A 25,324-nucleotide genomic window follows, 5' to 3' on the forward strand; every position below is an offset into this window, starting at 1 on the left:
CGTTACCGCGGTGCGATGTGGAAGAGCTGTGCGAGTGCGTTGATCTTCTTGGCCTTCGCCAGCTTGGGTAGGTCACTGCCGTCCCGCACCCGGGAGCCGTCCTCGCCGAGGTCCGCGATCACGTCGCGCGCCCATTCGGCTTCGGCCGGGGACGGGCTCAGTGCGTCGTTGACCGGGGCCGTCTGCGCGATGGTCATGCACAGCTTCCCGGTCATGCCCATCGAGAGGGTCAGCGCCGACGCGCGGACCAGGGCGTCGACGTCCGTGCCGAGGGTGGGGCCGTCGATCGGCGGTGCGATCCGGGCGGCCCGGCTGGCGACCGTCAGCCGGGAGCGGGGATAGGCCATCGCCAGCGGCGAATCGTCCATCCCGGTGTCGCGACGGAAGTCGCCGCTGCCGAACGCGAGCCGGAACGTGGCCTCCGTCCGGGCGATCTCGGGTGCCGCCTCGAGTCCCATCGCGGATTCGACGAGGGCGAGCACCTTCGTGCCCTCGGGGAGCCGCTCGGCGGTGGCGTCGACCTGCATTCCACTCTCGGTCTTGGCGAGCATGACGCCCTCGAGCCCGGGAACACCGTTCAGGGCTGCCAGATCGTCCGCCCAGTAGGGGGTGGTGGCGTCGTTGATCCGCACCCACGCGCGGCGGTTCTCGCCGAGCCAGGCGACGACGTCGGCGCGCGCCCGGGGTTTGCGGTCGGGGGTGACGGCGTCCTCGAGGTCGAGGATCACGGCGTCGGCGGCGCTGGCATGGGCCGCCTCGAAACCCTCGGGTTTGCCGGCGGGAACCAGCAGCCAGGATCGTGCTTGTTCAGCCGCGATACGCGGTGCCACAGTCGTCTCCATGTCGGCCTTCACAGTCGTGCCGTTCCGGTGATATCCACGACAGTAATTCTGCTCGCTCAGTGTCTGCGCAATCCACTTGCGTAACTAATGTTCAGTTAGAAATTACTGTTCAGGCGCCGCTGCCGGTTCGCTGCCCGACGGATCTGGATGATGCGGACCCCGCCCGCGAGGGCCATGATCACCGCGCCTGCGATCGCCGCGAACAACAGTGTGACGCCCAGCGGGAGGGTGAATTCCCAGGCGAACATTTCGAGGGTCACGCTGTCGAGGTTCTGCAGGATGAACACGAGAAGCAGTACCAGAACGACGATTCCGATCACCAGACCGGTCCACGTGGCGCCCACCCGGGTGTGCTTGATGCCCTTGCGGCGTGCGACGTCGGGATGCTCGGCGCCGGCCGGTGTCGTGTCGGAGTGCGGCGGGTCGGTGGGCACCGGACCGGTGCTCGGACCATGGTGTGCCGGAACGTCCGGAGGGAAGTTCGAGGGGTCGTCCGGTGTTGTCGACATAAGTTGATCTTCACCCACCTCGGCGGGTTCCGCATGCGCATCGGGCGGCGAAACGACGTCGATCAGGCATCCGCACGACAACGACCCCCGAATCAATGGGACAATGGAGAAACTATGGCTGTCTCGCTTCCCCTCGTTTTCACCGCGCCCCGGCGTGGGATGCCGCCCAAGCATCTCGCGGACCTCGACTCCGCCGAGCGGCGGGAGGCCGTCAAGGAGCTGGGTCTGCCCGGGTTCCGGGCCGACCAGCTGGCCCGGCAGTACTACGCGCGGCTCGAGGCGGATCCGGAGAAGATGACCGATCTCCCCGCCGCCGTGCGTGAGCAGGTGGGCGCGGCCCTGTTCCCGACGCTGCTCACCCCCGTCAAGCACCTGGCCTGCGACGGCGGAGACACCCGCAAGACGCTCTGGAAGGCGAACGACGGGACGCTGCTCGAAAGCGTCCTCATGCGCTACCCCGACCGCGCGACGCTGTGCATCTCCAGTCAGGCGGGATGCGGAATGGCGTGCCCGTTCTGCGCGACCGGTCAGGGCGGGCTGCAACGCAACCTGTCGACCGCCGAGATCGTCGACCAGGTGCGTGCGGCCGCGGCCGCACTCCGCGACGGTGACGTCCACGGCGGTCCGGGCCGGTTGTCGAACGTCGTCTTCATGGGGATGGGGGAGCCGCTCGCCAACTACAAGCGAGTGGTCGCCGCCGTCCGTCGCATCACGTCACCCGCCCCCGACGGTCTCGGGTTGTCGCAACGCTCCGTGACGGTGTCGACGGTGGGTCTGGCGCCCGCGATCCGCAAGCTCGCCGACGAGGACCTCAGCGTGACGTTGGCCGTGTCTCTGCACACCCCGGACGACGAACTGCGCGACACCCTCGTGCCCGTGAACAACCGCTGGTCGGTGGCGGAGGTCCTCGACGCCGCCCGCTACTACGCGGACAAGTCCGGCCGGCGCGTCTCGATCGAGTACGCGTTGATCCGGGACGTGAACGATCAGCCGTGGCGCGCCGACCTGCTGGGCAAGAAGCTGCGCAAGGCGCTCGGACCGTTGGTGCACGTGAATCTCATTCCGCTGAACCCCACACCGGGCAGTGAGTGGGACGCGAGCCCGAAGCCGGTGGAGAAGGAATTCGTCCGGCGCGTGCTGGCGCAGGGTGTGTCCTGCACCGTGCGGGACACCCGCGGCCAGGAGATCGCGGCCGCCTGCGGGCAGCTCGCCGCCGAGAACTGAGCGTCTGCCGAACAGGCAGAAACGACGAACCCCTCGCCCGAGTGATCGGGGCGAGGGGTTCGCTCGTGGTTCGTGTTACCGGGGCTTGCGCCGCAGGACGATGTCGCGAACGAGGATCAGGACCATCAGGGCCGCGCAGCCGATCAGCCACAGGTCCTCGACCAAGCCGGTGTGGTTGCCGATGATCATGAGCAGCAGGAACACGGCGAAGAACCATCCGAAGAACCGGAACGTCTTCGGCGCCTCACCGCTCCAGCCCCATGCCGCCGACGGGACCTCCGCGGTGTCGATGTGTGCGGCCACGATGGGGTCGCTGGACGAGGGCTCCAACTGGGTACCGGCCACGATCGATCCTCCTGCAGATTCGGTTGCGCTACTCGACATATCGTGACATACGACTGCCCGTCGTATGTAGCGGGGCCATCCGTGGCGGACCGTCCGCATTTCATCAGGAACAATGGGTGGGTGGATGAAAACAGGCCCACTCGCGTCCTGCTGCTCGGCAGCACAGGTTCGATCGGTACCCAGGCGTTGGAGGTGGTGGCCGCCAATCCGGACAAGTTCACGGTGGTGGGACTCGCGGCCGGCGGCGGAAACGTCGAACTGCTGAACCGGCAGATTCGTGAGACGGGTGTGTCCTCCGTCGCAGTCGCGGATCCGCGGGCGGCCGCATCGCTGGATCGGCCCGGCGTGCTGAGTGGACCGGACGCCGTCACCGAACTCGTGCGGACCACGGAAGCGGACGTCGTGCTCAACGCGCTCGTCGGTTCGCTGGGACTGGAGCCGACCCTGGCCGCGCTCGAGTCCGGTGCGCGGCTCGCCCTGGCCAACAAGGAGTCGCTCGTCGCCGGCGGCCCCCTCGTCACCGCAGCGGCGGCCCCGGGACAGATCGTGCCGGTCGACTCCGAGCACTCCGCGCTGGCCCAGTGCCTGCGGGGCGGCAGCGCGGACGAAGTGGATCGGCTGGTTCTCACCGCCTCGGGCGGACCGTTCCGCGGCTGGACGGCCGATCGGCTCGAATCGGTCACACCCGAGCAGGCCGGTGCCCACCCCACGTGGTCGATGGGGCCGATGAACACGCTGAACTCCGCGACACTCGTCAACAAGGGCCTCGAACTGATCGAGACCCACCTGTTGTTCGGCGTCGACTACGACCGGATCGACGTCACCGTTCACCCGCAGTCCATCGTGCACTCGATGGTCACGTTCACCGACGGGTCGACGCTGGCGCAGGCCAGCCCACCCGACATGAAACTCCCGATCGCCCTGGCGCTCGGCTGGCCGCACCGGGTGGCCGGCGCCGCCGCAGCCTGCGACTTCAGCACGGCGTCCACCTGGGAATTCGAGCCACTCGACTCGCAGGTTTTCCCTGCCGTCGACCTCGCCCGCGAGGCGGGCAAGGGTGGGGGATGCCTCACCGCGGTCTACAACGCTGCGAACGAGGTCGCGGCTCAGGCATTCTTGGACGGGATCATCCGGTTCCCGCGCATCGTCCGCACCGTCGCCTCCGTGCTGTCCGAGGCGGACGAGTGGTCGGCGCCACCGGCTACCGTGGAAGACGTACTGGCCGCCGACGGCTGGGCACGTGAGCGAGCACGTCAGCTCGTGAAGCAGGAAGGCTAGAACTGCATGGTGTTCGCAGTGGGCGTTGTTCTCTTCGCCCTCGGGATCGCGCTGTCGATCGCACTTCACGAAGCGGGGCACATGTGGGTGGCGCAGGCCACCGGCATGAAGGTCCGCCGGTATTTCATCGGTTTCGGACCCAAGATCTTCTCCTTCCGCCGCGGTGAGACCGAGTACGGGCTCAAGGCGCTTCCGCTCGGCGGGTTCTGCGACATCGCCGGGATGACGGCGCTGGACGAACTCGAACCGGACGAAGAAGACCGGGCCATGTACAAGAAGCCGACCTGGAAGCGCCTCGCGGTGATGTCCGGCGGCATCGGCATGAACTTCGTCCTCGGGCTCGTGCTGGTCTACGTCCTCGCCGTCGGGTGGGGGCTGCCCGACCTCAACCGGTCCACCGACGCGGTCGTCGGCTCGGTCGGGTGCGCGGCGCCGACCCAGGGTCCCGGCCCCGACTACGCCCTGTCCGAGTGCACCGGACCGGGCCCCGCCGAGCAGGCGGGCATCAGGACCGGCGACGTCATCACCGCGGTCGACGGCAAGGACACGCCCTCGTTCGCCGACGTGGCCGCCGCCACGCGTTCGCTGTCCGGTCCGGTGGACTTCACCATCGAGCGGGACGGCGAAGAGCAGACGATCGTCGTCCCGGTCCAGCAGGTGCAGCGCTGGGTGCAGGAGGAGGGGGAGAGCGAACCTCACGAGGCGACGGTCGGCGCGATCGGCATCGGCGCGACCCCGAGCGTCGTCGAGCACTCGGCCCTTTCGGCGGTGCCCGCCTCGTTCGAGTTCACCGGCGACATGTTCGTGATGACCGCCGAGCGGCTGGTGCAGATGCCGAGCAAGGCCGTCGACCTGTGGCACGCGGTGACGGGCGGCGAACGCGACCCGGAGACTCCGATCTCCGTGTACGGCGCCAGCGTCATCGGCGGTCAGATCGCCGAACAGGGCATCTGGGAAGCGTTCGTGCTGCTGCTCGCGAGCCTGAATTTCTTCCTCGGGATGTTCAACCTCCTGCCGCTGCTGCCGCTCGACGGCGGGCACATGGCGGTCACCGTGTACGAGCGGGTCCGGGACTGGTTCCGCAGCAGGCGCGGCCTTCCCAGCGGGGGGCCCGTCGACTACATGAAACTTCTGCCCGTCACCTATGTGGTGATCGTCATAGGCGGCGCATACATGCTCCTCACCCTGACCGCCGACATCGTCAACCCGATCAAGCTCTTCCAGTGATCGCTAAACTCGGACTTGAAGCTACGAAAGAAGGCACCCACGTGACCAGCCCTGTCGGATTGGGTATGCCCGAAGGCCCGGCCGCCGTTCTCGCACCCCGCCGCAAGACTCGCCAGCTCCAGGTCGGAACTGTCGGAGTCGGCAGCGACTTCCCGGTATCCGTGCAGTCGATGTGCACCACCAAGACCCACGACGTCAACGCCACCCTGCAGCAGATCGCCGAACTCACGGCGTCGGGCTGCGACATCGTCCGTGTCGCCTGCCCGCGGCAGGAGGACGCCGACGCGCTCGCGACCATCGCGAAGAAGAGTCAGATCCCGGTCATCGCCGACATCCATTTCCAGCCCCGGTACATCTTCGCTGCCATCGAGGCCGGCTGCGCGGCCGTCCGTGTGAACCCCGGCAACATCAAGGAGTTCGACGGACGCGTCAAGGAGGTCGCGAAGGCCGCGGGCGACGCAGGCATCCCGATCCGCATCGGCGTCAACGCCGGTTCCCTCGACCCGCGGCTGATGCAGAAGTACGGCAAGGCCACGCCGGAGGCGCTCGTCGAGTCCGCGCTGTGGGAGGCGGGACTGTTCGAGGAACACGGGTTCGGCGACATCAAGATCTCGGTGAAGCACAACGACCCGGTGATCATGGTCGAGGCCTACCGGCAGCTGGCGGCGCAGTGCAACTACCCGCTGCACCTCGGGGTGACCGAGGCCGGTCCGGCGTTTCAGGGCACGATCAAGTCGGCGGTGGCGTTCGGTGCGCTGCTGGCGGACGGCATCGGCGACACCATCCGGGTGTCGCTGTCCGCCCCGCCCGCCGAGGAGATCAAGGTCGGCACGCAGATCCTGCAGTCGCTGAACCTGCGACCCCGGAAGCTCGAGATCGTGTCCTGCCCGTCGTGCGGGCGCGCCCAGGTAGACGTGTACACGCTCGCCGACGAGGTCACCGCCGGTCTCGAGGGCATGGAGATCCCGCTGCGCGTGGCCGTCATGGGGTGCGTCGTCAACGGTCCCGGTGAGGCCCGCGAGGCCGACCTGGGTGTCGCGTCCGGCAACGGCAAGGGGCAGATCTTCGTCAAGGGCAAGGTCATCAAGACCGTGCCGGAGGCGCAGATCGTCGAAACCCTCATCGAGGAAGCCATGCGGATCGCCGAGGAGATGGAGGGTGATGCGACGTCCGGATCACCCGTCGTGACGGTCAGCTGAGTCGGCGCAGGCAGCGGGCGACGAAACGTCTCCCGTTTCCGGCGAGTTCATGGCAATCTGGTGGGCAGGTCCACTAGCTGACAAGGTTGGGTAGATGCTCAAGCTCCTCGGTGCCAAACAGTTGAGCAGTCGGGACGCAGCACACGTGCTTCGCGTTCTCGACGCCGATCCTGTCGCCGCCTGCATGGTTGCCGCTCGCGTAGAAGAGGGCGGCATCGATCCCCGGATGATCCACGGAGAGTTGTGGAGTCGGGGCGGGCCGCTTGAGTCGTTGTGCTTCTCGGGCGCGAATTTCGTGCCGCTGCGCGGCAGCATCGACGACATGCGGGCGTTCGCCGACCGCGCCTGTCGCACCCCGCGCATGTGTTCGTCGCTGGTCGGCCGGGCCGAACTGACGCTGCCGCTGTGGGAGATGCTCGAGATGGATTGGGGGCCTGCCCGCGAGGTCCGGCCCGACCAGCCGCTGCTGGCGCTGGCGAGTACCCCGCAGTGCCGCCCGGACCCCCTGGTCCGGCAGGTGCGGATGCACGAACTCGAGCAGTACCTGCCTGCCGCGGTCGCGATGTTCATCGAAGAGGTCGGCATCGATCCGCGCGCCAACGACGGCGGACGAGGGTACCGGCGCCGCGTCGCCAACCTGATCGCCGCCGGCCGGGCGTGGGCCAGATTCGACGACGGTCAGGTGGTGTTCAAGGCCGAGGTCGGCTCGGTGTCCTCGCGGGTGGGGCAGATCCAGGGTGTGTGGGTGCATCCGATGTATCGCGGGCACGGGTTCGGGGCGGCGGGTACCGCGACGGTCGCGGAGGCCGTCATCGCGGAGGGCCGCATCGCCAGCCTCTACGTCAACAGTTTCAACACGGTGGCCCGCAGCGCGTACGCGCGCGTCGGCTTCAGCCAGGTCGCGACGTTCGCCACAATTCTTCTGGACTGACTCGCTGTCCGCTTACCGGGTCGGCGGTGTCCGCCGACATAGCATGGGCGGCGATGAACCTGCGGCCATATTCTCGCTTACGCGTCGTCCAGTCGATCGCCCTGTGCGGCGCCGCTGTGCTGACGGTGGGTCTCACGGCGTGCACGCCGAGACCGGACGGTCCGGAACCGGCCGCGCAGGCGTTTCTGACGGCCTTCGCCGAGCAGGATTCGGAGGAGGCCGCCGATCTGTCGGATCGTCCCGACGTCGCCCGCCAGGCCCTCGAGTCCGCGTGGACGTCGCTGCAGGCCGAGTCTCTCGACGCCCGGACGACGGACGTTCACGTCAGCGGTGACACGGCCACCGTCGGGTACACGTACGAGTGGCATCTGCCGAAGGACCGGGTGTGGACGTATTCGGGTGAACTTCAGATGGGGCGGCGCGGCGGCGACTGGGCCGTGCGCTGGAGTTCCACCAACGTCCACCCCCGGCTGGGGGACCGGCAGACTATGTCGCTGCGTTCCACGGCCGCCCCGCGGGCGCGGGTCAACGAGCATTCGGGGTCGGACGTCCTCGTCCCCGGCGTGGTGTACCGCGTGAAGTTCGATGCGGCGCAGTCGGGCAACGTGATCGGCAGTGCCCAGTCCCTCGCGTCGGCGCTCGCCACGTTCGACAACACGCTCACTGCGCAGTCGATCGCCGAATCGGCGACGGCGGTCAAGGGCGACTACCTCGTCACGAGGCTGCGGTCGGACGACTACGAACAGGTCGCCGGCGTGCTCGGCGCCATTCCCGGTGTGAGTGTGTCCGACGAGGCGGATCTCGTGGCCACCGACCGGAACTTCGCACCCGATCTGGTCGGTCAGGTGAAGAAGACCGTGATCGACGAGGTCGACGGCAAGGCCGGCTGGAGTGTGGTGACGGTGAACCAGAACGGTGTGGACACGGACGTGCTCACCGAGACGGCGCCGCAGACTTCCCCGTCGTTCTCGATCAGCCTCGACCGTCCCATCCAGATCGCCGCGCAGAACGCCGTCAATGCTCGCACCGACCAGACGATGATGGTCGTCATCCAGCCGTCGACCGGCGACGTCCTGGCCGTCGCGCAGAACAAGGCCGCGGACAGGGACGGTCCGGTCGCGCTCACCGGCCTGTATCCGCCCGGTTCGACGTTCAAGATCATCACCGCGGGCGCCGCGATCTCGTCGGGGATCGCGACACCCGACACGATGGTGCCGTGTCCGGGACGCATCGAGATCGGTGAGCGCAGCGTTCCGAACTACAACGAATTCGCGCTCGGCACCGTGCCGATGGCCACGGCGTTCGCCCGCTCCTGCAATACGTCGTTCGCGAAACTTGCCAGCGAGATGCGTCCCGACGCACTGTCGGTCGCTGCGTCGCAGTACGGAATCGGCCCCGACTACGAAGTGGTGGGCCTGCCGACCGACTCGGGGTCGGTGCCGCCTGCCGAGGATCTGGTGCAGCGAACCGAGGACGGATTCGGTCAGGGCAAGGTGGTGGTGAGCCCGTTCGGGATGGCGTTGGCCGCCGCGACCATCGCACACGGTTCGACGCCCGTGCCGCGGTTGATCGCCGGACGGGAAACCACGATCGACGGCGAGCATCCGCAGATCAGCCCGGAGATGGTCGACGGGCTGCGCGGAATGATGCGTCTCGTGGTGACGAGCGGTACCGCGGAGCGGATCGAAGACCAGGGCGAGGTGTACGGCAAGACGGGTGAGGCCGAGGTCGAGGGCGGTTCGCACGCCTGGTTCGTCGGCTACCGCGGCGATCTCGCGTTCGCGACGCTGGTGGTGCGCGGCGGCAGTTCCGACAACGCCGTCGCCGTCACCCGCGACATGTTCGCCGCGCTGCCCGAGGGGTACTGACGCGGGCCGCTGTCCACCGATCGGGGGACGCGGAATTCATCCTGGTCAGGGGCTGATCGGTGGACAGACGCTGCCGCCGGTGCGGTCCATAGTTGGTTGCAGACGGAAGAACCCGCACAGTCGGGATCGAAAAGCCAACGTGGACAGGAAGTCGGACCATGACCATCAGTGCAGAAGTGAACGGCCTGGAGACAGCGAACGGTACCCGGAGGGTGTTGTTCGTCGGGCGCCCGGGCGCCGGCACCGAGCTGACGCGGTGGGTTGCGTTGCGGCAGTGGGCTTCCGACCGCGGAATCGAATCGATCAGCGATTGTGAGGGTGACGTCGTCTGCGCGATCGTGACCGAGGACGTCCTGGACGGACTCTGCTCGCCGTCCGATGCGATGGCGATGCAGCTGGCGCGGGCTCGAGGGGTGCCCTGCGTCGGCGTTCGCGACGCACATGTTCTCGAGGATGCGGTCTGACATGGGCTTCGAGATCATCGAGCGCGGCGAGACCCTGGTGGCCGGTCTGCCCGTGCGAAGCCCCCAGCGCGCGTTGGGGAAGCTGAGCGACCCTCGCCTGGACCGCGCATGGACGAGAGTGCTCCACCACGAGGTCGGGGGGCCGCTCGCCTCCACCTACATCGACTTCGCTCCCGACGTCGAGTCGTATTACACCCAGATCGTCGGGTACGAGTGTGCGACGGTGGACGACGCCACGCGGGGTCACGTCATTTCGCGGATCCCGCCCGGCACGTACGCCAAGTTCTCCTCGCGGGGAATGTTTCCCGACGTGATGCTGCGGCTGTGGGCGCAGGTCAGCGAGGCGGAGACGAACGGCGACATCGAGCGGACGTACACCGGTGACCTCGAAGCGTATCCCCACGCCTACGCCGTGGACCTGTACATTCCGATCCGCGTGGACGAGTCCGGGGCGCCGTCGAGTGCGATGGGTGAGAAGCGATGATCGAGATCGTCAAGCGGCAGGCCGAATCGTTTGTGGGCCTGACCATTCCCGAAGGCAAACCCGGGCGTCCCGGGCCGGGCCGGGAACTCGTCGACTACACGGTGGAACGGATCAGGGATCGGGGGATCTCCGAGATCTTCGTCATCTACGCGGCGTCCCCGCCGCCGCGCACGTTCACGGTGGTCGTCGGATATCCGTGCGATTCGCCCGACAAGATGGAGCCCGGCGACGTCCTGGTCGGCGTACGTGCTGGCTATTTCGCCCGATTCTGTTGCGAGGACGAATCGGAACCGGATGCGCTCGCCGAGACGTGGAGCGTCGCCGACTACGCGGCGGCGCGCGGCCGGATCGAACGTGCTTTCACCGAGGACCTCGAGGTGCATCATCCGGACGGGTCGGTCGATCTGTTCCTCTCACTGCACTGAGCGGCGACCGGGCGGGTCACTCGTGCTCGGCGAGTTTCTCGGGGTCGATCCGGGGCCCGCCCTTGCCGAGCCTCTTGTTCACGAGGACGGTCCCGGCCCACAGCACGACACCGATTCCGAGGAGAACGCCCGCGATCTGGTACTGCACCGCGGGACGGTCGGCGAAAGGAGTGACGAGGAAGCCACACGTGAGGGCGCCGATGATCGGAAAGATGGTCGGCACCCGGAAATGCTTGTGCTCCACCGGCTGTTTGCGCAAGACGAGCACGGTGATGTTGACGATGGTGAACACGCCCAGCAGCAGCAGCGCGGTGGTGCCGCCGAGTTCGGGGACCTCACCGACGAACGTGATGAGGCCGAACGCGAGGATCGTGGTGAAGACGATGGCAACGTACGGTGTGCGCCGCGTGGCGTGAACCTTGCCGAGCGGGGGAGGCAGGACGCCCTCGCGGCTCATGCCGTACAGCAACCGGCTCGCCATCAGCATGTTGATCAGTGCCGTGTTGGCGACGGCGAACATGGTGATGAACGCGAAGATTCCGATCGGGAACCCGGGCGCTCCGGCCTGAACGACCTTCAGCAGCGGAGTGTCACCCTCGCCGAGCTCGCTCACGGGTACGAGGGCGATCGCGGTGATCGACACGAACACGTAGATGCAGCCGGTGATGATCAGGCCGGTCAGTAGGACCTTGGGGAAGATGCGGCTCGGTTCCTTGCATTCCTCGGCCATGTTGACCGAGTCCTCGAACCCGACCATCGCGAAGAACGCCAGGGCGGTTCCCGCGACGACCGCGCCGAGTGCGGATCGGTCGCCGGTGTCGAACGTTGCCACCCGGGAGAAGTCGCCGTCGCCGACGCCGAGGGCCCACAGCCCGATCATGATGATGATCAGGAGACCGGACAGCTCGACGCAGGTGAGTACGACGTTGGTCTTGACGCTCTCGCTGACCCCGCGGAAGTTGACGAGACCCACCAGCGTCATGAAGCCGAGACCGAGCAGGGTGATGCCGATCCCGGTGGAGAAGTCGAGGTCGAATGCCTCCACGAAATTGGCGGCGAACGCCCGCGACGCCGTCGATGCGGACGTGATTCCCGAGCACATCACCGCGAACGCCACCATGTACGTGAGGAAGTGCACCCCGAACGCCTTGTGCGTGTACAGCGCGGCGCCCGCGGCCTTCGGGAACTTGGTGACCAGCTCCAGATAGCTGAATGCGGTGATGATCGCGACGACGAACGCCACCAGGAACGGCAGCCACACCGCGCCCCCGACCTGATTGGCCACCTTTCCGGTGAGCGCGTAGATACCGGTGCCGAGGATGTCTCCGACGATGAACAGCAGGAGCAGCCCTGGGCCCATCACCCGCTTGAGGCTCGGCTGTTCGGGCGAATTCGAATCTGGTGCATTCGAACTCGTGGCGTCCGCTGTCGATCCCATGATCCACCGCCTTTCGCTACCGCCTGCGTCCCTCGTTCGAGAAGACTGTGTTCGCTAGGGGAGCAGCCCGAGCCTGCGCGCGGTGACCACCGCCTCGTGCCGCGACCGTGCGTCGAGCTTGCTCATGGCACTGCGCAGGTAACTCTTGACCGTCTCGGGTCCCACCGAGAGGCGCTGTGCTGCTTCGCTGTTGGTGCATCCCAGGGCCACGTGGGACAGGACGTCGATCTCACGTGGGGTGAGGTGGACGCCGGGGTCCTCGTCGCCGCCGTCGGCGTCCGGACGCAGAATGCCCGCCAGTCGCTGCGACAGCCCGCGGAGACGGGCCTGCAACGAGGTGTCGGCGACGGTCTGTGCCACACTCCGCAGCTCCGCGTGGATGTCGCGGAGCTCCTCGGTGGTGGCGCCGCCGGCACCGCCCACGTCGAGCGTCTTCATCATCTCGAGGCGGCGATCCACCTCGTCCCGGATGGCGATCTCGGTGCCGAGGCGCCGGGATGCCGCGACGACGATGTCGGCGGTGCGGTCGCCGATCGGTGCGCAGTCGCGGATGGCGGCGTAGAGCACGGCGCGCGAGCTGCCCCGCACCATGACCGGCACCGCGAGGATGGACCGGAGTCCCTCACTGAGGACGGGCCGGTCGTAGTGGTGGGTAATGGTCGAGGAGCGGCCGTAGTCGTTGACCGCCACCGGTGTGCGCTGGGCGACCACGCGGCCACCGAGACCGGAACGCGAGGGGATCGCGAGGCCCTTGAGGTTGTTGGTGCGAGTGCCGACGAACTCGCTGAGGTGCAGTGTGCCGTCCTGGACCTCGCCGCCGAACAGGACCGGCGCGACGCCGTGAGCTGCGATGGAGCGCAGCTCACCCCGAAGTGCGTCCCCGTCCCGAGGGCGCAGCAGCGACGGTGCACGAGCAACCAAGTCGGTCACCCCTTTCCGGGGGTAGTCACAGCGGTCTGTGAGCTAGATCATAACCGTAGTGAGTTCGGGCGACGGCCCGACCATCTGTCACGGGCCATGAGAGCACAAGGAGTACCGCATGACCACCGATCCCACCGCACGCGTGCGTGAGCTGCTGGACCAGTACGACACGCCGACGGCGTCCGCCGCGGAGCTGCTGTGTGATCGACACCCCGCCGACGACGTGGCATTCACCGTCGTCGAATCGGATCTGTCGTCGACGGACCTCACCTACGGCTACCTGCGCGAGCAGTCGACGCGATTCGCCGCCGCACTCGCGGACCTCGGCGTCGAGCCGGGTGACCACGTCGCGACGCTGATGGGCAAGTCGGCCGAACTGGTCGTCGCGCTGCTCGGCATCTGGCGGCGGGGTGCCGTCCACGTTCCCCTGTTCACCGCGTTCGCGCCGCCCGCGATCGCGTTCCGGCTGGGTGCGAGCGGGGCGAAGGTCGTGGTCTCCGACGCCAACCAGCTGGACAAGCTGAATCCCGGGGAGGACATCCCCGCGGACGCGTCCTGGCAGGTCGTCGTCGTGGGCGGGGCCGGCGCCGACGCGCTCGACTTCGCGACGCTCGTGGAGTCGCACGACGCCGCGGATGCGAAGGGGGCGGCCGTCACGGTCGGCGGTGACGGACCCCTCGTCCAGTTGTTCACCAGCGGCACGACCGGCACACCGAAGGGGGTGCCCGTCCGGCTGCGGGCCCTCGCGTCCTTCCACGCCTACCTGGAGTTCGGCCTCGACGTCCGCAAGGACGACGTGTTCTGGAACGCCGCCGACCCCGGCTGGGCCTACGGCCTCTACTACGCCCTGCTCGGACCCCTCGCCGCGGGCACCCGCAGCATCCTGCTGCACGCCGGATTCTCCGCGCCCCTCACCTGGCAGGTGATGGAACGCTTCGGCGTCACCAACTTCGCCGCCGCGCCGACGGTCTACCGCAGCCTGCGGGCCGACCCCACGCCGATCCCCGAGACGGTGACACTGCGACGCGCGTCGTCGGCGGGTGAACCGCTCACTCCCGATGTGATCTCGTGGGCCGAGGCCAACCTGAACGTGTTCGTGCGCGACCACTACGGCCAGACCGAGCACGGCATGTTCATCGCCAACTCCTGGGCCGACGGACTGCGGGAAGAGGTGCGCGACGGGTCCATGGGCAAACCGCTGCCGGGGTGGGCGTGCGCCGTGCTCGAGGACGACTCCGACGCGATCGCCCCGCCGCGGACCCCCGGCCGGGTGGCGATCGACACCCTGGGCAGCCCGCTGATGTGGTTCACCGGCTACGTCGACGCCCCGGAGAAGACCGCGCAGCGGTTCACCGCCGACGGTCGCTGGTACCTCACGGGCGATGCCGGGCAGACCGACGAGGACGGCTTCTACTTCTTCTCCGCCCGCGACGACGACGTGATCATCATGGCCGGCTACCGGATCGGGCCCTTCGACGTCGAGAGTGTGCTCGTGATGCACGACGAGGTCGTCGAGGCTGCGGTCGTCGGGATGCCCGACGAGTTGCGGGGTGAGGTGCTCGAGGCGTTCGTGGTCCTGCGCGACGGCGTCGACGGGACCGACGAACTGGAGGTCGAGCTGCAGACGCTGGTGAAGAAGAAGTTCGCGGCGCACGCCTACCCGCGCACCGTGCACTTCGTCCCCAACCTGCCGAAGACCCCCAGCGGCAAGGTGCAGCGCTACCTGCTCCGCCAGAAGTAGGCCCTCCGGGCCTGTGCGCCTTTCCGGTAGCTCCAGCTACCAGAAAGGCGCACGGGTGCGTCAGCGCCTGCGGAGGCGGCCGACGACCAGCAGGGCGAGGAGGGTGACCGCCAGCAGCAGGGTGGTGTCGGCGGCGGCGAGGAACACCTGACCGCGGTCGGTGAGCCCGAAGATGCTCACCGGCAACGTCTTCCATGTTGCCGGGTACACCATCACGGTGGCGCCCAGTTCGCCCATCGACAGCGCGATCGACAGGCCCGCGGCGGCGCCGAGCGCTGGAAGCAGGAGTGGCAGTGTGATCCGCAGCAGGACGCGGGTGGGACCGGCGCCGAGGGATTCGGCCGCCTGCCGGTAGGCCGGGTCGAGCCGGTCCAGTGCCGCCGACACGGCACTGAACGTGAAGGCCAGCACGAGGATCGTGTGTGCCAGGATCACGATCCACTTGGTTCCGCCGAGCAGGAGCGGTCGCGAGTTGAACGTGATCAGCAGGCCCAGACCGATCGCCACGGACGGGATCGCGATCGGCAGGTGAAAGACGGCGTCGGTGGTGCGGCGCAACCACGTCGGCGCCTCCCGCGCAGCGAGTGCCGCCCACGTCCCGACCGCCAGCGCCAGCGCGCCCGCGACGAACGCCGTCTGTAGGCTGACGGTGAGGCTGGCGAGATTCTCGTCGGACAGCGCCGCCGCGAAGTTCCGGCCGCCGAGGTTCGAGGGCAGTGGGCCCGTCCAGGATCCGGCCAGCGCGGCAGCGATCACGGTGACGATCGGTGCCGCGAACACGACGGTCACCACCAGGGCGAACAGGCTCAGGGTCAGCGCCCTAGATCTTGTCGTCCACAGCAGCACGGCTGCCTCCCGTCAGCTTGGCGAACACGAATCGGTACGTGCAGTACAGGGTCAGCGACAGCGCCACCTGGATGGTGGCGATCACGGCGGCGCCCGGCAGGTCGAACGTGACGATGCCGCGCGTGTAGATCAGGACGGGCAGCGTCACCACGTCCTTGGCGCCCGTGAACAGGACGATGCCGAACTCGTTGAGGGTGAGCAGCAGCACCAGCGATCCACCCGCCAGCAGTGCGGGCCATGCCTCGGGCATCACCACGGTCCGGAGTACCCGCAGCGGCGACGCCCCGAGACTGGCGGCGACGTCGAGTTGTTCGCGGGGGATCTGGGTGAACGCGGCGAGCAGGGGGCGGACGACGAACGGCGTGAAGAACGTGATCTCCGCGGCGATCACCCCGAGTGGGGTGCCGAGGAAGTTCAGCGGTCCGTCGGTGTCGCCGGTGATCCGCGCGATCAGCGCGTTCACTGCCCCGGCCGTGCCGTAGAGGAACGTGAACGCCAGCGTGATCAGGAACGAGGGCAGCGACAGCACCGCGTCGATCAGCCGTCCCACGACCTTCGATCCCGTGAACGGGACGAACGCCAGCACGAGCGCCAGGAACGTGCCGAGGATCAGGCAGCCGACGGTGGAGAGGGCGGCGATCTGCACCGTCCGCCACAGCGCGGTGCGGAACAGTTCCGACCCGAGGACGCCGGACCAGTTGTCCAGACCCGACCCGGTTTCGGAGTCGAGGGATTCGGTGAGTACCCGGGCCATCGGGTAGGCGGCGAATCCGAGCACGAGTAGCAGGGGTGGGAGCGTCCACGCGATGCCCCGCCACCGGACCGGCTCGGGGCGGGGTGGGGCCGCGGCGGGCGGACGCTCGAGTGTCGCGGTCATGTCGCCGGCACCAGGACGCTGCCGTCGGACGGGAACTGCACGCCGACGACGGTGCCCGGAGGGCGCTGGTCGTGCCCGGGCACGTCCGCGTCCACCTGCACTCCCTCGAAGTCGTCGACGGCGAGCGTGATCCGCGTGGTCGATCCCCGCCACACCGTCGAGACGATCCGTGCCGAGAACGAACCCCGCGCGCCGGGCGCCGTCAGCGTCACCGCATGCGGGCGGACACACAGGAACGCGGGCAGGTCCGACTCCCATTCCACGTGCCCGATGTCGGGTTGAGGGGCGGTGGCAGTGACGGGCACCCCTCCGATCGACACGAGCGCCGACGTCCCGATCACCCGGGTGACGGTGCACGGCAGCAGGTTGGCACCGCCGAGGAATTCCGCGGTGAAACTGCTCGGTGGCCGCTTCCAGAGGTTCTCGGCGGTGTCGATGTCGGCGAGCCGGGAGTTCCGCATGACGGCGATCCGGTCGGCCAGCGCCAGCGCCTCGCTCTGATCGTGCGTGACGTAGAGCATCGCGGTGTCGGGCAGGGCCGCACGCAGTCGCGAGAGCTCACCGAGCATGCTCTCGCGTAGTTGTGCGTCCAGCGCGGCGAGTGGTTCGTCGAGCAGCAGGACTGCGGGCCGGATCGCGAGGGCCCGCGCGATCGCGATCCGCTGCTGCTGTCCGCCCGACAATTCGCGGGGCAGGCGTTTGCCGTAGGCGGCCATGCCGACCATGTCGAGGGCCTCGGCCACCCGCGCGCCGATCTCCGCGCGTGGCACCCGTTGGCAGCGGAGGCCGAACGCGACGTTGTCGGCCACCCGCATGTGCGGGAACAGCGCATAGGACTGCACGACGACGCCGATTCCCCGTTTCGCGGGCGGTAGGTCGGTGACGTCGCGGGATCCGAGCCGCACGGAACCCGAAGTGGGGCGAACGAATCCCGCGAGCGCCGCGAGCGCGGTCGACTTCCCGGAACCGCTCGGGCCGAGCAGGGCCACCGTCTCACCGCGGCCGACGCGCAGGTTGAAGTCGATCAGGGCGTGGGTGACGCCCTTGCCGCGGCCGTAGCCCACGGTGACGCGGTCGAACGTGATGGCCGGCGCGGAGAAGTCGGTGGCTCCGCGGACCGCGGTGGTGTGCGACGGGTGTGCCCGCCTGGCTGGAAGTCCCGACACGATCAGCTCCCGGTGGCCTTCTGGTACGCGGCGACGTCCGAATCGAGTTCGGTGAGTACGTCGTTCCAGTTCGGCGACCACACCTGGACCCCCTGCAGTGCCCGTGCCGGGGCGCTCTCGCCCGCCGCGGCGCGCACGTCCTCGCGGACCGGCATGCCGAGCGCCTCGTCGGCGACCGTCTTCTGCGACTCCTCGGAGAGCAGGAACTCCATCAGCTGCCTGCCTTGCTCGCTGCGGGGCGCCCCCTTCGCCAGACCCATCACGTACGGCAGGGCGACGGTGGTGCGGGTGCCGTCGGCGGCAGCGGGGAAGAAGAGCGCGAATTTCGAGCCGTCGTCGGCGATCGACGTGAGGTTCATCTGCACGTCACCGTTGGCCACGAGCAGTTCGCCGTTGCTGACCTTCGGCTGCAGCTTGCCGGTCGAGGACGACGGTCCCACGTTGTTGGCCTGCAGCTTCGCGAGATAGTCGAGCGCGCCCTCCTTGCCCCTCAGATGCTGGAGGAGCAGTAGCACCGCGGTGCCGTCACCGGCCTGGCCGGGGCTGGAGTATTGGATCTTGCCCTCGAACTGGTCGGACAGCAGGTCGTCCCAGGTCCGGGGAGCAGGTGAGGCCGCCGGGTTGGCGATGAAGGACAGGTAGTTCTCGACGACGGGAACGTAGTGACCGGCGGCGTCCTTCTCCGCCGCGGGAACCGCGGAGGTGTCGACACCGCTCGGAACGAGGAGTCCCTGGGAGTCGGCCTTCTGGATGAACGGCGGCAGCGTGACGACGACGTCGGCCTGTGGGTTCGACTGTTCCTTCTCGAGACGGGAGACGACTTCGCCGGATCCGGCCTCGACGAGGTTCACCGCGATTCCGGTCTGTGCGGTGAAGGCGTCGAAACGCGACTGGTACCAACCGGATAACCCGTCGGCGCTGTACACGGTGACCGTGTCGGTGCCCGAATCGGCGGCGGTGCCGGTTCCGCCGCAGGCGGTTCCGAGGGTGAGGAGGGCCGCGGCCAGCGCGGCCGCGACGATCCGGGGACGAAGACGCATGGGGTGTTCCTAACGATGAGGGGACTGTGAAAAGGAGCTTGCCGTTTGGTCTAGACCATTGGGCCACCGCGTGGAGAACGGCAGGTGAACAATTGGTATAGACCATTTTTCGGGTACGCTCGGCCGCATGAACGACGACGGCAGCGCGTCCGGAGAGTCCGTGCTGATCGATACTGTCGGGGCGCTGTGGTCGCTGCGCGGCGTCTACGACGGCGAGGCGATCGACGAACTCGACCACGCCCTCCAGTCCGCGGGGCGGGCAATGGACGACGGCGCCGACGACGAGTTGATCCTCGCCGCCGCACTGCACGACATCGCCCGCAGTCCCGCGCTCGGGTTTCCCGACGACTGCGCGCACGATCGCGAGGCACGTGACTGGCTCACGCCGCGATTCGGGGAACGTGTCGGGTGGCTCGCCGGGGCGCACGTCGCGGCCAAGCGCTATCTGGTGTCCACCGAATCTGGTTACGCGGCAACGCTGTCCGACCAATCGGTGGCCACGCTGGAAAAGCAGGGCGGTGCCGCCGTCGACGCCGAGTTCACCAAGCATTCCTACTGGCCCGACGCCGTCCGGCTCCGGCGTTACGACGACGCCGCGAAAATTCCCGGGGCGCAGGCCCCGAGCGTCCACGACGTGATCGCCGTCGCGCGCAGGGTGCGGCTCGCGGTGTTGCCCACGCCATGACGGAAACGCCGAACGTCCCCAAGTACTACCGGGTCCGCACCGAACTCGAGTCGATCCTCGCCGAACTCGAGGTGGGGGACGCGATCCCTGCGGAGCGGGAACTGGCCGTCCGGTTCACGGTGTCCCGCGAGACGGTGCGGCAGGCCATCCACGAACTGCTGGTCGAGGGTCGCGTCGAGCGTCGCGGCCGCGGCACCGTCGTCGCCAGCCCGAAGCTCGTGCAACCGCTGTCGTTGCGGTCCTACACCGAGGGTGCGGTCAGCCAGGGCCGGGTGCCCGGACGCGAACTGGTGACGTTCGAGGAACTCGGCGCCGACGCGGATCTCGCCGAGGGGCTCGGTCTCGCGTTCGGAGCGCCGGTGATCCACCTCGAACGCGTCCTGCTCGCGGACGACGAGAAGATCGGGCTCGAAAGCACCCATCTGCCCGCCGACCGGTTCGGGGCGATGGCGCGCCGATTCGATCCGGGTACCTCGCTGTACGCGGCGATCCGCGAGACCGGCGTGGTGTTCGCGTCGGCGACCGAGCGGATCGAGACCGTGCTGGCCTCCCCGCGGGAGGCCGCGCTGCTCGACTCGACCACCGCGATGCCGATGCTGCGGCTCCATCGCGTCTCGCTCGACACCGACGGCGTGCCGATCGAACGGGTGCGTTCCCTCTACCGCGGCGACCGGATCGCCTTCCTCACCACACTGCGGGAGTGACGTCGACGCGCCCGACGGGTCCGGAGGCGCCCGGGCCGTGCACGGGGCTAACCTGGTACCCATGTCTGTCCGCACAGCACTGAGCCCCGGAACCGTGTCTCCCGTCCTCGCCGTACCGGCGGGGATCGAGCGTCCCGAGTACGCGTGGAAGCCCACGGCGAAGGAAGGCAACGAGCCGTGGGTTCAGACCCCGGAGACCATCGAGGCCATGCGGGTGGCGAGCAAGATCGCCGCCCAGGCCCTGCAGGAGGCCGGTAAGGCGGTGGCGCCGGGTGTCACCACCGACGAGCTCGACCGCATCGCGCACGAGTACATGATCGATCACGGCGCCTATCCGTCGACGCTCGGCTACAAGAGTTTCCCCAAGTCGTGCTGCACGTCGCTGAACGAGGTGATCTGCCACGGCATCCCCGACTCGACGGTGATCCAGGACGGCGACATCGTCAACATCGACGTCACCGCCTACATCGGCGGCGTGCACGGAGACACCAACGCCACGTTCCTCGCCGGGGACGTTGCCGAGGAGAACCGGTTGCTGGTGGAGCGGACCCACGAGGCGACGATGCGCGCCATCAAGGCCGTCAAGCCGGGCCGCGCGCTCAACGTCATCGGCCGCGTCATCGAGTCGTACGCGCACCGCTTCGGCTACGGCGTGGTCCGCGACTTCACCGGGCACGGCATCGGCACCACCTTCCACAACGGACTCGTCATCCTCCACTACGACGAGCCCTCCGTGGACACGGTCATCGAACCCGGCATGGTGTTCACGATCGAACCGATGATCAACCTCGGCGACATCGGCTGGGAGATCTGGGACGACGACTGGACCGTCGTCACCAAGGATCGCAAGTGGACGGCTCAGTTCGAGCACACCATCGTGGTCACCGAGACCGGCAACGAGATCCTCACCCTGCCTTGAGCGAGGGCCGGTGGAAGGGCGCCCTGCTCGTCGCCGGCACCACGTCCGACGCGGGCAAGAGTGTGCTCGTCGCGGGACTGTGCCGGATGCTCGCGCGGCGAGGTGTCCGAGTGGCGCCGTTCAAGGCGCAGAACATGTCGAATAACTCCGTCGTCACGCTGGACGGCGGCGAGATCGGCCGGGCGCAGGCCCTGCAGGCCGCGGCCTGCGGACTGGAGCCGAGCGTCCGCTTCAACCCCGTGCTGCTGAAACCGGGTAGCGACCGCACGTCGCAACTGGTGGTGCGCGGCCGCGCGGTGACGTCCGTCGGAGCCCGCGACTACATCGAGCACCGGCAGCACCTGCGCGCGGTGGTGGCCGAGGAACTGGCGTCGCTGCGCGCCGAGTACGACGTGGTGATCTGCGAGGGAGCGGGCTCACCCGCCGAGATCAACCTGCGAGCGACCGACCTCGCGAACATGGGGCTAGCCCGGGCCGCCGACCTGCCGGTGGTCGTCGTCGGCGACATCGACCGCGGTGGAGTGCTCGCCCACCTGTTCGGCACCGTGGCCGTACTCGCACCGGAAGACCAGGCGTTGATCGCGGGATTCGTGATCAACAAGTTCCGCGGCGACGTGTCGTTGCTGGGGCCGGGCCTCGAGCAGTTGACGGCCATGACGGGACGTCCGACGCTCGGGGTGATTCCCTTCGCCGAGGACCTGTGGCTCGACGCGGAGGATTCGCTCGGTGTGGTGGGGGATGCCCCGGTCGGACGTCCGGCACCACCGATCGGCGACGACTGGCTGCGGGTGGCCGCGATCCGCCTGCCCCGCATCTCCAATTCGACGGACGTCGAGGCGCTCGCGTGCGAACCCGGGGTGTCGGTGCGCTGGGTCACCGACCCGTCGCGGCTCGAGGACGCCGACCTGATCGTCCTGCCCGGAAGCAAGTCGACCGTGTCGGATCTGGAGTGGTTGCGCCGCAACGGCATCGCGGATGCGATCGCCGTGCACGCGAAACGCGGCGGTCCGGTGCTCGGCGTGTGTGGCGGTTACCAGATGCTCGGTTCCGTGATCGTCGACGACGTCGAATCCGGCCGGGGCGCGGTGCCGGGCCTCGGACTGCTCGACCTCGAGGTCGAGTTCGCCCCGGACAAGGTGCTCGCGCAGGTGCGCGGCGACGCCCACGGAGTTCCGGTGTCCGGGTATGAGATTCATCACGGCCAGGTGCGGCGCAACGGCGACCAGCCGCTGCTCCACGCGGGCAGCGGCGCCGCGGAAGGCAGTATCCGCGGCGCCGTCTACGGCACGCACTGGCACGGACTGCTCGAGACCGACCGCTTCCGCCGGCTTCTGCTGGACGACGTGGCCGAACACGCGGGGAGAACCGGTTTCGTCACCGCGCCGGACACGGATGTCGCCGCGATCCGGGCGGCTCAACTCGATCTGCTGGCGGACCTGGTGGAGCAGAATCTCGATCTCCGCGCCCTCGCGGACCTCCTCGGCGCGGGCGCCCCGGAAGGTCTCCCGGCCGTCGCGTCGACCCTGGTGCGCTAGGCCGTCGCGCGGCGGACGAGCGCCCACGCCGCGACTATCCCTGCCGCCGCGGCCAGTGCCGGAAGCCACACCAGCGGCACCGACCGGGGCACGTCCGCAAACCAGTGGCCGATGTCCGGCCACCACTGCTGCCACGTGATCACGAACGCGGCGGCGCCCGCGGCGAGGAGAGTGCCGACGCCGAGCGTGAAGAGCCCCACCACCCGCCACCGGTGATGCAGTGCGCCCAGGAACATCCCCGCCGCCGCGGTCAGCGACAGGAAGGCGAAGTCGGCGCCCAGCTGAATCGCCGGGTCGGACGTGAAATAGTTGGGTATCGCGAACATCCGCATCCCCACACCCCAGCCGCCGGTGGCCTCCTCGATCAGCGACAGTCCGTAGAGCATCACCCCGAACACGAGAACCTGGACGGCGGCGACGATCAGGGTGGCCGCGAAATAGTCGCGCCGGGTGACGCTCATCCCCAGTGCGAACGGGAACGTCTGTGTCATGGCCTGCAGGTAGAACGCGAGGGCGATCCCGAACAGGGAGAAGACGCCGCCGGTGAAGTTGGTATCGCTGCCGGTGTCGCCGACCATCGCGAAGATGGCCGCCGCGATCGTGAACGACGCGACCAGCACGCCCAGTGGCCACGCGACGAGCAGGGGCCAGGCGACGGTGTGGATGCGGGAGACGGTCAGGACCCGGGTTGTCATCGTGCCTCCTCCTTGGTGGCCGTGGTGCTGCGGACCACGAGTTGTTGAAGGCTGAGCGGCTCGAAATGCAGGCCGTCGTCCACCGCCCGGTCCCGTTCGGAGTCCGACAGGCTGGCCTGCACGGTCGCCCGTTCGTGATTCCCCAGCGATTCACGGTGCAGGACAGTCTTGTTCGAGGTGAAGTCGGCGACGAGCGAGGCCAGGCCGGAGACGACGACGGCGCCTTCCCGAAGCGCGTCGGTGTCCTCGTCGAGGACGATCCGTCCCTTGTCGATCAGGATCACGTGTTCGATCAGGTCGCTGACCTCGTCGATGAGGTGTGTGGAGAGCACGACCGTGCGCGGGTGTTCGGCGTAGTCGGCGAGAAGCCGGTCGTAGAAGAGGTGCCGTGCCACCGCGTCGAGGCCGAGATACGGCTCGTCGAACAGGGTGAGCGGTGCGCGGGAGGCCAGACCGACCGTCACACCGAGCGCGGACGTCATGCCCCGCGACAACTTCTTCACCTTGCGGCACAACGGAAGATCGAAATCCTCCAGCAGTGTCTGTGCGAGTTCCTCGTTCCAGTGGGGGAGTAGGTGCCGTGCGGTCGCGAGGACGTGCCCGACCCTGAAGTCGTCCGGGTACTTCTGGCTCTCCTTGACGAAGCAGACGTCGGTGAGTACCCGGGAATTCTCGTGCGGGGCCTGACCGAAGATCTCGACCACACCCGAAGTCTGGAACTCCTGCCCGGTGAGGATCTGCATGAGCGTGGTCTTGCCGGCCCCGTTTCGGCCGAGGAGGCCGTAGATCTTGTTCTCCTGCAGGGAGAAGTCGATCCCGTCGAGTGCGACGAAGTCGCCGAATCTCTTGCCGAGGCCCCGCGCCGAGGCGACCGTCTTCGTGTCGAACGCTGTGCCGATCATCGTGCTCCCTCCCGTTGGTCGAGCATGGTCTTGAGTTCGGCGATGCTGACGCCGAGTTTGTCCGCCTCGGTGACGAGCGGATCGATGAACTGGCGCGCGAACCGCTCGCGTCGCCGGAAGCGCAGCGCGTTCCGGGCGCCGGAGGTGACGAACATTCCGATTCCCCTCTTCTTGTAGAGGATCCCGTCGGCGACGAGCTGATTCAGTCCCTTGGCTGCGGTCGCCGGGTTGATCCGGTGAAAGGCGGCGAGCTCGTTGGTCGACGGCACCTGGCCTTCCTCGGGAAGGGTTCCGTCGATGATCGAGTTCTCGATGAGCTCTGCGATCTGCTGGAACAGCGGTCTGCCGTTGTCGATCATCGACGCCCGACCCGCCGGTTGATCGGTTCATTACTCATGTAATGAACCATAGAACCAGGGAGGTCCGAGCGCAAGACGTCGCCGATCGCGTAGTTTTTAGCCCATGGAACTGACGCACGTGGCGGTGGGAAATGGAACCTGCACGGTCCGCATCGACGGACCGGAGAGCAAACACACCGTTCTCCTGCTACCGGGGGCCGGCGACGGACCGGATGTCTACGACGGCGTCTGCGAGCGCCTGCACAATTCCGATCTGCGCACGATCGTGCCCGAGGACATCACCGGTCTCGACGAGACGACGATCATGGCGCTGCTCGAGGAACTGAAGGTCGGGTGGGTCAACCTCGTCGGCAGCCGGGAAGGAGCCGAACTGGCGTGGTCGCTGGCGGCTCGCCAGTTCGGACGCTTCGCCAGCCTCGTGGTCGCCGACCGGGGGCATCCGGCCGCACCCGACGGCGCCGGTGCGGTTCGCGGATCCGACTGCCCGCCCGTCGAACTCCCCACGACAGTGATGATCGGCAGCCCCGACCGGCGTGCCGAGGCGGACGCGAGCGGACGCTTCGTCTACTCCGACTTCCGCGTCGTTCAACTCGACGACGTCACCAACGTCCCGGCGGCCGCGGCGGCCGAGCTGGCCACCGAGATCGTTCTCCGCACCAGCCCCTGGTAGATCCCGGCCCCACGCCGAGCACGACCGTGC

At 68.2% G+C, this 25,324-nt stretch carries 27 protein-coding genes; 15 read left to right on the top strand and 12 right to left on the bottom strand.

Going from position 1 to position 25,324, the window contains the following annotated elements; genetic code table 11:
- Positions 1-2: 2 nt before the first annotated feature.
- Positions 3-854: an HpcH/HpaI aldolase/citrate lyase family protein gene (locus tag QM806_RS16805; protein WP_005259336.1), complete on the bottom strand. Its 852-nt coding sequence runs from the start codon at positions 852-854 to the stop codon at positions 3-5.
- A gap of 83 nt (positions 855-937) precedes the next feature.
- Positions 938-1,351 (bottom strand): LapA family protein, encoded by a 414-nt coding sequence (locus QM806_RS16810; protein WP_005573712.1) that lies wholly within the window; start codon positions 1,349-1,351, stop codon positions 938-940.
- 114 nt (positions 1,352-1,465) lie between these two features.
- On the opposite strand from QM806_RS16810, the gene rlmN reads away from it, so the two are divergent.
- Positions 1,466-2,575 (top strand): dual-specificity RNA methyltransferase RlmN, encoded by a 1,110-nt coding sequence (gene rlmN / locus QM806_RS16815; RefSeq protein ID WP_005240549.1) that lies wholly within the window; start codon positions 1,466-1,468, stop codon positions 2,573-2,575.
- A 75-nt stretch (positions 2,576-2,650) separates the two neighbouring features.
- Here the strand turns inward: rlmN and QM806_RS16820 are convergent, their stop codons facing one another.
- Entirely contained in the window at positions 2,651-2,920 is a 270-nt protein-coding gene (locus tag QM806_RS16820; protein WP_005259333.1) for a DUF2631 domain-containing protein, read from the bottom strand.
- Between the two features lie 120 nt (positions 2,921-3,040).
- On the opposite strand from QM806_RS16820, the gene dxr reads away from it, so the two are divergent.
- From dxr to QM806_RS16860, 8 genes are all read left to right on the top strand, one after another.
- Positions 3,041-4,198 carry a 1-deoxy-D-xylulose-5-phosphate reductoisomerase gene (dxr, locus tag QM806_RS16825; RefSeq protein ID WP_064080775.1) on the top strand — a complete coding sequence of 386 codons (1,158 nt, stop codon included), beginning with the start codon at positions 3,041-3,043 and terminating at the stop codon, positions 4,196-4,198.
- A 6-nt stretch (positions 4,199-4,204) separates the two neighbouring features.
- Positions 4,205-5,425, top strand: a complete 1,221-nt coding sequence (locus QM806_RS16830; RefSeq protein ID WP_005259331.1) for a M50 family metallopeptidase — start codon at positions 4,205-4,207, stop codon at positions 5,423-5,425.
- 41 nt (positions 5,426-5,466) lie between these two features.
- A complete protein-coding gene (gene ispG / locus QM806_RS16835; RefSeq protein WP_005259330.1) occupies positions 5,467-6,624 on the top strand; it encodes a flavodoxin-dependent (E)-4-hydroxy-3-methylbut-2-enyl-diphosphate synthase in 1,158 nt (385 codons plus the stop codon).
- Positions 6,625-6,718: 94 nt separating this feature from the next.
- On the top strand, positions 6,719-7,555 hold the full coding sequence (locus QM806_RS16840) for a GNAT family N-acetyltransferase (protein ID WP_005573719.1): 837 nt from the start codon (positions 6,719-6,721) through the stop codon (positions 7,553-7,555).
- A 53-nt stretch (positions 7,556-7,608) separates the two neighbouring features.
- Positions 7,609-9,423, top strand: a complete 1,815-nt coding sequence (locus QM806_RS16845) for a penicillin-binding transpeptidase domain-containing protein (RefSeq protein WP_169695109.1) — start codon at positions 7,609-7,611, stop codon at positions 9,421-9,423.
- Between the two features lie 158 nt (positions 9,424-9,581).
- Positions 9,582-9,887 (top strand): hypothetical protein, encoded by a 306-nt coding sequence (locus tag QM806_RS16850; RefSeq protein WP_133986549.1) that lies wholly within the window; start codon positions 9,582-9,584, stop codon positions 9,885-9,887.
- A gap of 1 nt (position 9,888) precedes the next feature.
- Complete coding sequence (locus tag QM806_RS16855; RefSeq protein WP_005573725.1) at positions 9,889-10,371, top strand: GyrI-like domain-containing protein; 483 nt, start codon at positions 9,889-9,891, stop codon at positions 10,369-10,371.
- Positions 10,368-10,796, top strand: a complete 429-nt coding sequence (locus QM806_RS16860) for a GyrI-like domain-containing protein (protein WP_133986550.1) — start codon at positions 10,368-10,370, stop codon at positions 10,794-10,796. The genes QM806_RS16855 and QM806_RS16860 overlap by 4 nt, the downstream gene beginning before the upstream one ends.
- Before the next feature lie 16 nt (positions 10,797-10,812).
- Here the strand turns inward: QM806_RS16860 and QM806_RS16865 are convergent, their stop codons facing one another.
- On the bottom strand, positions 10,813-12,234 hold the full coding sequence (locus QM806_RS16865; RefSeq protein WP_054247398.1) for an APC family permease: 1,422 nt from the start codon (positions 12,232-12,234) through the stop codon (positions 10,813-10,815).
- A 54-nt stretch (positions 12,235-12,288) separates the two neighbouring features.
- Complete coding sequence (locus tag QM806_RS16870; RefSeq protein ID WP_005259316.1) at positions 12,289-13,164, bottom strand: helix-turn-helix transcriptional regulator; 876 nt, start codon at positions 13,162-13,164, stop codon at positions 12,289-12,291.
- 109 nt (positions 13,165-13,273) lie between these two features.
- Between QM806_RS16870 and QM806_RS16875 the strand changes: the two genes are divergently transcribed.
- A complete protein-coding gene (locus QM806_RS16875) occupies positions 13,274-14,896 on the top strand; it encodes an AMP-binding protein (RefSeq protein WP_169695106.1) in 1,623 nt (540 codons plus the stop codon).
- Between the two features lie 60 nt (positions 14,897-14,956).
- On the opposite strand, the gene QM806_RS16880 is transcribed toward QM806_RS16875, so the two are convergent.
- Genes QM806_RS16880 through QM806_RS16895 form a run of 4 tightly spaced genes read right to left on the bottom strand, consistent with a single transcriptional unit; the run spans position 14,957 to position 18,825 of the window.
- Entirely contained in the window at positions 14,957-15,742 is a 786-nt protein-coding gene (locus tag QM806_RS16880; RefSeq protein ID WP_037204600.1) for an ABC transporter permease, read from the bottom strand.
- Positions 15,717-16,619: a 2-aminoethylphosphonate ABC transporter permease subunit gene (locus QM806_RS16885; RefSeq protein WP_133986551.1), complete on the bottom strand. Its 903-nt coding sequence runs from the start codon at positions 16,617-16,619 to the stop codon at positions 15,717-15,719. The genes QM806_RS16880 and QM806_RS16885 overlap by 26 nt, the downstream gene beginning before the upstream one ends.
- Positions 16,616-17,785 (bottom strand): ABC transporter ATP-binding protein, encoded by a 1,170-nt coding sequence (locus QM806_RS16890; protein WP_054247401.1) that lies wholly within the window; start codon positions 17,783-17,785, stop codon positions 16,616-16,618. The genes QM806_RS16885 and QM806_RS16890 overlap by 4 nt, the downstream gene beginning before the upstream one ends.
- A 2-nt stretch (positions 17,786-17,787) precedes the next feature.
- Positions 17,788-18,825, bottom strand: a complete 1,038-nt coding sequence (locus QM806_RS16895) for a 2-aminoethylphosphonate ABC transporter substrate-binding protein (protein WP_005571383.1) — start codon at positions 18,823-18,825, stop codon at positions 17,788-17,790.
- 127 nt (positions 18,826-18,952) lie between these two features.
- On the opposite strand from QM806_RS16895, the gene QM806_RS16900 reads away from it, so the two are divergent.
- The 4 genes from QM806_RS16900 to QM806_RS16915 all read left to right on the top strand — a co-directional run bounded on the left by QM806_RS16900 (position 18,953) and on the right by QM806_RS16915 (position 22,668).
- The gene (locus QM806_RS16900) at positions 18,953-19,510 is read left to right on the top strand and encodes an HD domain-containing protein (RefSeq protein WP_005571386.1); all 558 of its coding nucleotides are present in this window, start codon (positions 18,953-18,955) and stop codon (positions 19,508-19,510) included.
- Entirely contained in the window at positions 19,507-20,214 is a 708-nt protein-coding gene (locus QM806_RS16905) for a GntR family transcriptional regulator (RefSeq protein WP_005571388.1), read from the top strand. The genes QM806_RS16900 and QM806_RS16905 overlap by 4 nt, the downstream gene beginning before the upstream one ends.
- Positions 20,215-20,275: 61 nt before the next feature.
- Positions 20,276-21,133 (top strand): type I methionyl aminopeptidase, encoded by an 858-nt coding sequence (map, locus tag QM806_RS16910; RefSeq protein ID WP_005259297.1) that lies wholly within the window; start codon positions 20,276-20,278, stop codon positions 21,131-21,133.
- Positions 21,130-22,668, top strand: coding sequence for a cobyric acid synthase (locus QM806_RS16915; RefSeq protein ID WP_169695103.1), 1,539 nt, complete (start codon positions 21,130-21,132; stop codon positions 22,666-22,668). The genes map and QM806_RS16915 overlap by 4 nt, the downstream gene beginning before the upstream one ends.
- Here the strand turns inward: QM806_RS16915 and QM806_RS16920 are convergent.
- Genes QM806_RS16920 through QM806_RS16930 form a run of 3 tightly spaced genes read right to left on the bottom strand, consistent with a single transcriptional unit; the run spans position 22,665 to position 24,624 of the window.
- On the bottom strand, positions 22,665-23,363 hold the full coding sequence (locus tag QM806_RS16920) for a hypothetical protein (protein ID WP_005565594.1): 699 nt from the start codon (positions 23,361-23,363) through the stop codon (positions 22,665-22,667). The genes QM806_RS16915 and QM806_RS16920 overlap by 4 nt on opposite strands.
- The gene (locus tag QM806_RS16925) at positions 23,360-24,265 is read right to left on the bottom strand and encodes an ABC transporter ATP-binding protein (protein ID WP_005565593.1); all 906 of its coding nucleotides are present in this window, start codon (positions 24,263-24,265) and stop codon (positions 23,360-23,362) included. The genes QM806_RS16920 and QM806_RS16925 overlap by 4 nt, the downstream gene beginning before the upstream one ends.
- Entirely contained in the window at positions 24,262-24,624 is a 363-nt protein-coding gene (locus QM806_RS16930; RefSeq protein WP_005259287.1) for a GntR family transcriptional regulator, read from the bottom strand. The genes QM806_RS16925 and QM806_RS16930 overlap by 4 nt, the downstream gene beginning before the upstream one ends.
- Before the next feature lie 103 nt (positions 24,625-24,727).
- On the opposite strand from QM806_RS16930, the gene QM806_RS16935 reads away from it, so the two are divergent.
- Positions 24,728-25,294: an alpha/beta fold hydrolase gene (locus tag QM806_RS16935; protein WP_283292079.1), complete on the top strand. Its 567-nt coding sequence runs from the start codon at positions 24,728-24,730 to the stop codon at positions 25,292-25,294.
- The last annotated feature ends 30 nt before the right edge of the window (positions 25,295-25,324 follow it).

Source organism: Rhodococcus sp. IEGM 1351, from assembly GCF_030056875.1.
In the GTDB taxonomy this organism is placed as follows: Bacteria; Actinomycetota; Actinomycetes; order Mycobacteriales; family Mycobacteriaceae; genus Rhodococcus_F; species Rhodococcus_F opacus.

Bases quoted from the DNA above. Each gene is read 5' to 3' on its own strand.
- QM806_RS16810 (WP_005573712.1), bottom strand. From the start codon at position 1,351: ATGTCGACAACACCGGACGACCCCTCGAACTTCCCTCCGGACGTTCCG.
- rlmN (WP_005240549.1), top strand. From the start codon at position 1,466: ATGGCTGTCTCGCTTCCCCTCGTTTTCACCGCGCCCCGGCGTGGGATG.
- QM806_RS16830 (WP_005259331.1), top strand. From the start codon at position 4,205: ATGGTGTTCGCAGTGGGCGTTGTTCTCTTCGCCCTCGGGATCGCGCTG.
- QM806_RS16840 (WP_005573719.1), top strand. From the start codon at position 6,719: ATGCTCAAGCTCCTCGGTGCCAAACAGTTGAGCAGTCGGGACGCAGCA.
- QM806_RS16845 (WP_169695109.1), top strand. From the start codon at position 7,609: ATGAACCTGCGGCCATATTCTCGCTTACGCGTCGTCCAGTCGATCGCC.
- QM806_RS16850 (WP_133986549.1), top strand. From the start codon at position 9,582: ATGACCATCAGTGCAGAAGTGAACGGCCTGGAGACAGCGAACGGTACC.
- QM806_RS16855 (WP_005573725.1), top strand. From the start codon at position 9,889: ATGGGCTTCGAGATCATCGAGCGCGGCGAGACCCTGGTGGCCGGTCTG.
- QM806_RS16860 (WP_133986550.1), top strand. From the start codon at position 10,368: ATGATCGAGATCGTCAAGCGGCAGGCCGAATCGTTTGTGGGCCTGACC.
- QM806_RS16865 (WP_054247398.1), bottom strand. From the start codon at position 12,234: ATGGGATCGACAGCGGACGCCACGAGTTCGAATGCACCAGATTCGAAT.
- QM806_RS16875 (WP_169695106.1), top strand. From the start codon at position 13,274: ATGACCACCGATCCCACCGCACGCGTGCGTGAGCTGCTGGACCAGTAC.
- QM806_RS16885 (WP_133986551.1), bottom strand. From the start codon at position 16,619: ATGACCGCGACACTCGAGCGTCCGCCCGCCGCGGCCCCACCCCGCCCC.
- QM806_RS16895 (WP_005571383.1), bottom strand. From the start codon at position 18,825: ATGCGTCTTCGTCCCCGGATCGTCGCGGCCGCGCTGGCCGCGGCCCTC.
- QM806_RS16900 (WP_005571386.1), top strand. From the start codon at position 18,953: ATGAACGACGACGGCAGCGCGTCCGGAGAGTCCGTGCTGATCGATACT.
- QM806_RS16905 (WP_005571388.1), top strand. From the start codon at position 19,507: ATGACGGAAACGCCGAACGTCCCCAAGTACTACCGGGTCCGCACCGAA.
- map (WP_005259297.1), top strand. From the start codon at position 20,276: ATGTCTGTCCGCACAGCACTGAGCCCCGGAACCGTGTCTCCCGTCCTC.
- QM806_RS16920 (WP_005565594.1), bottom strand. From the start codon at position 23,363: ATGACAACCCGGGTCCTGACCGTCTCCCGCATCCACACCGTCGCCTGG.
- QM806_RS16925 (WP_005565593.1), bottom strand. From the start codon at position 24,265: ATGATCGGCACAGCGTTCGACACGAAGACGGTCGCCTCGGCGCGGGGC.
- QM806_RS16930 (WP_005259287.1), bottom strand. From the start codon at position 24,624: ATGATCGACAACGGCAGACCGCTGTTCCAGCAGATCGCAGAGCTCATC.
- QM806_RS16935 (WP_283292079.1), top strand. From the start codon at position 24,728: ATGGAACTGACGCACGTGGCGGTGGGAAATGGAACCTGCACGGTCCGC.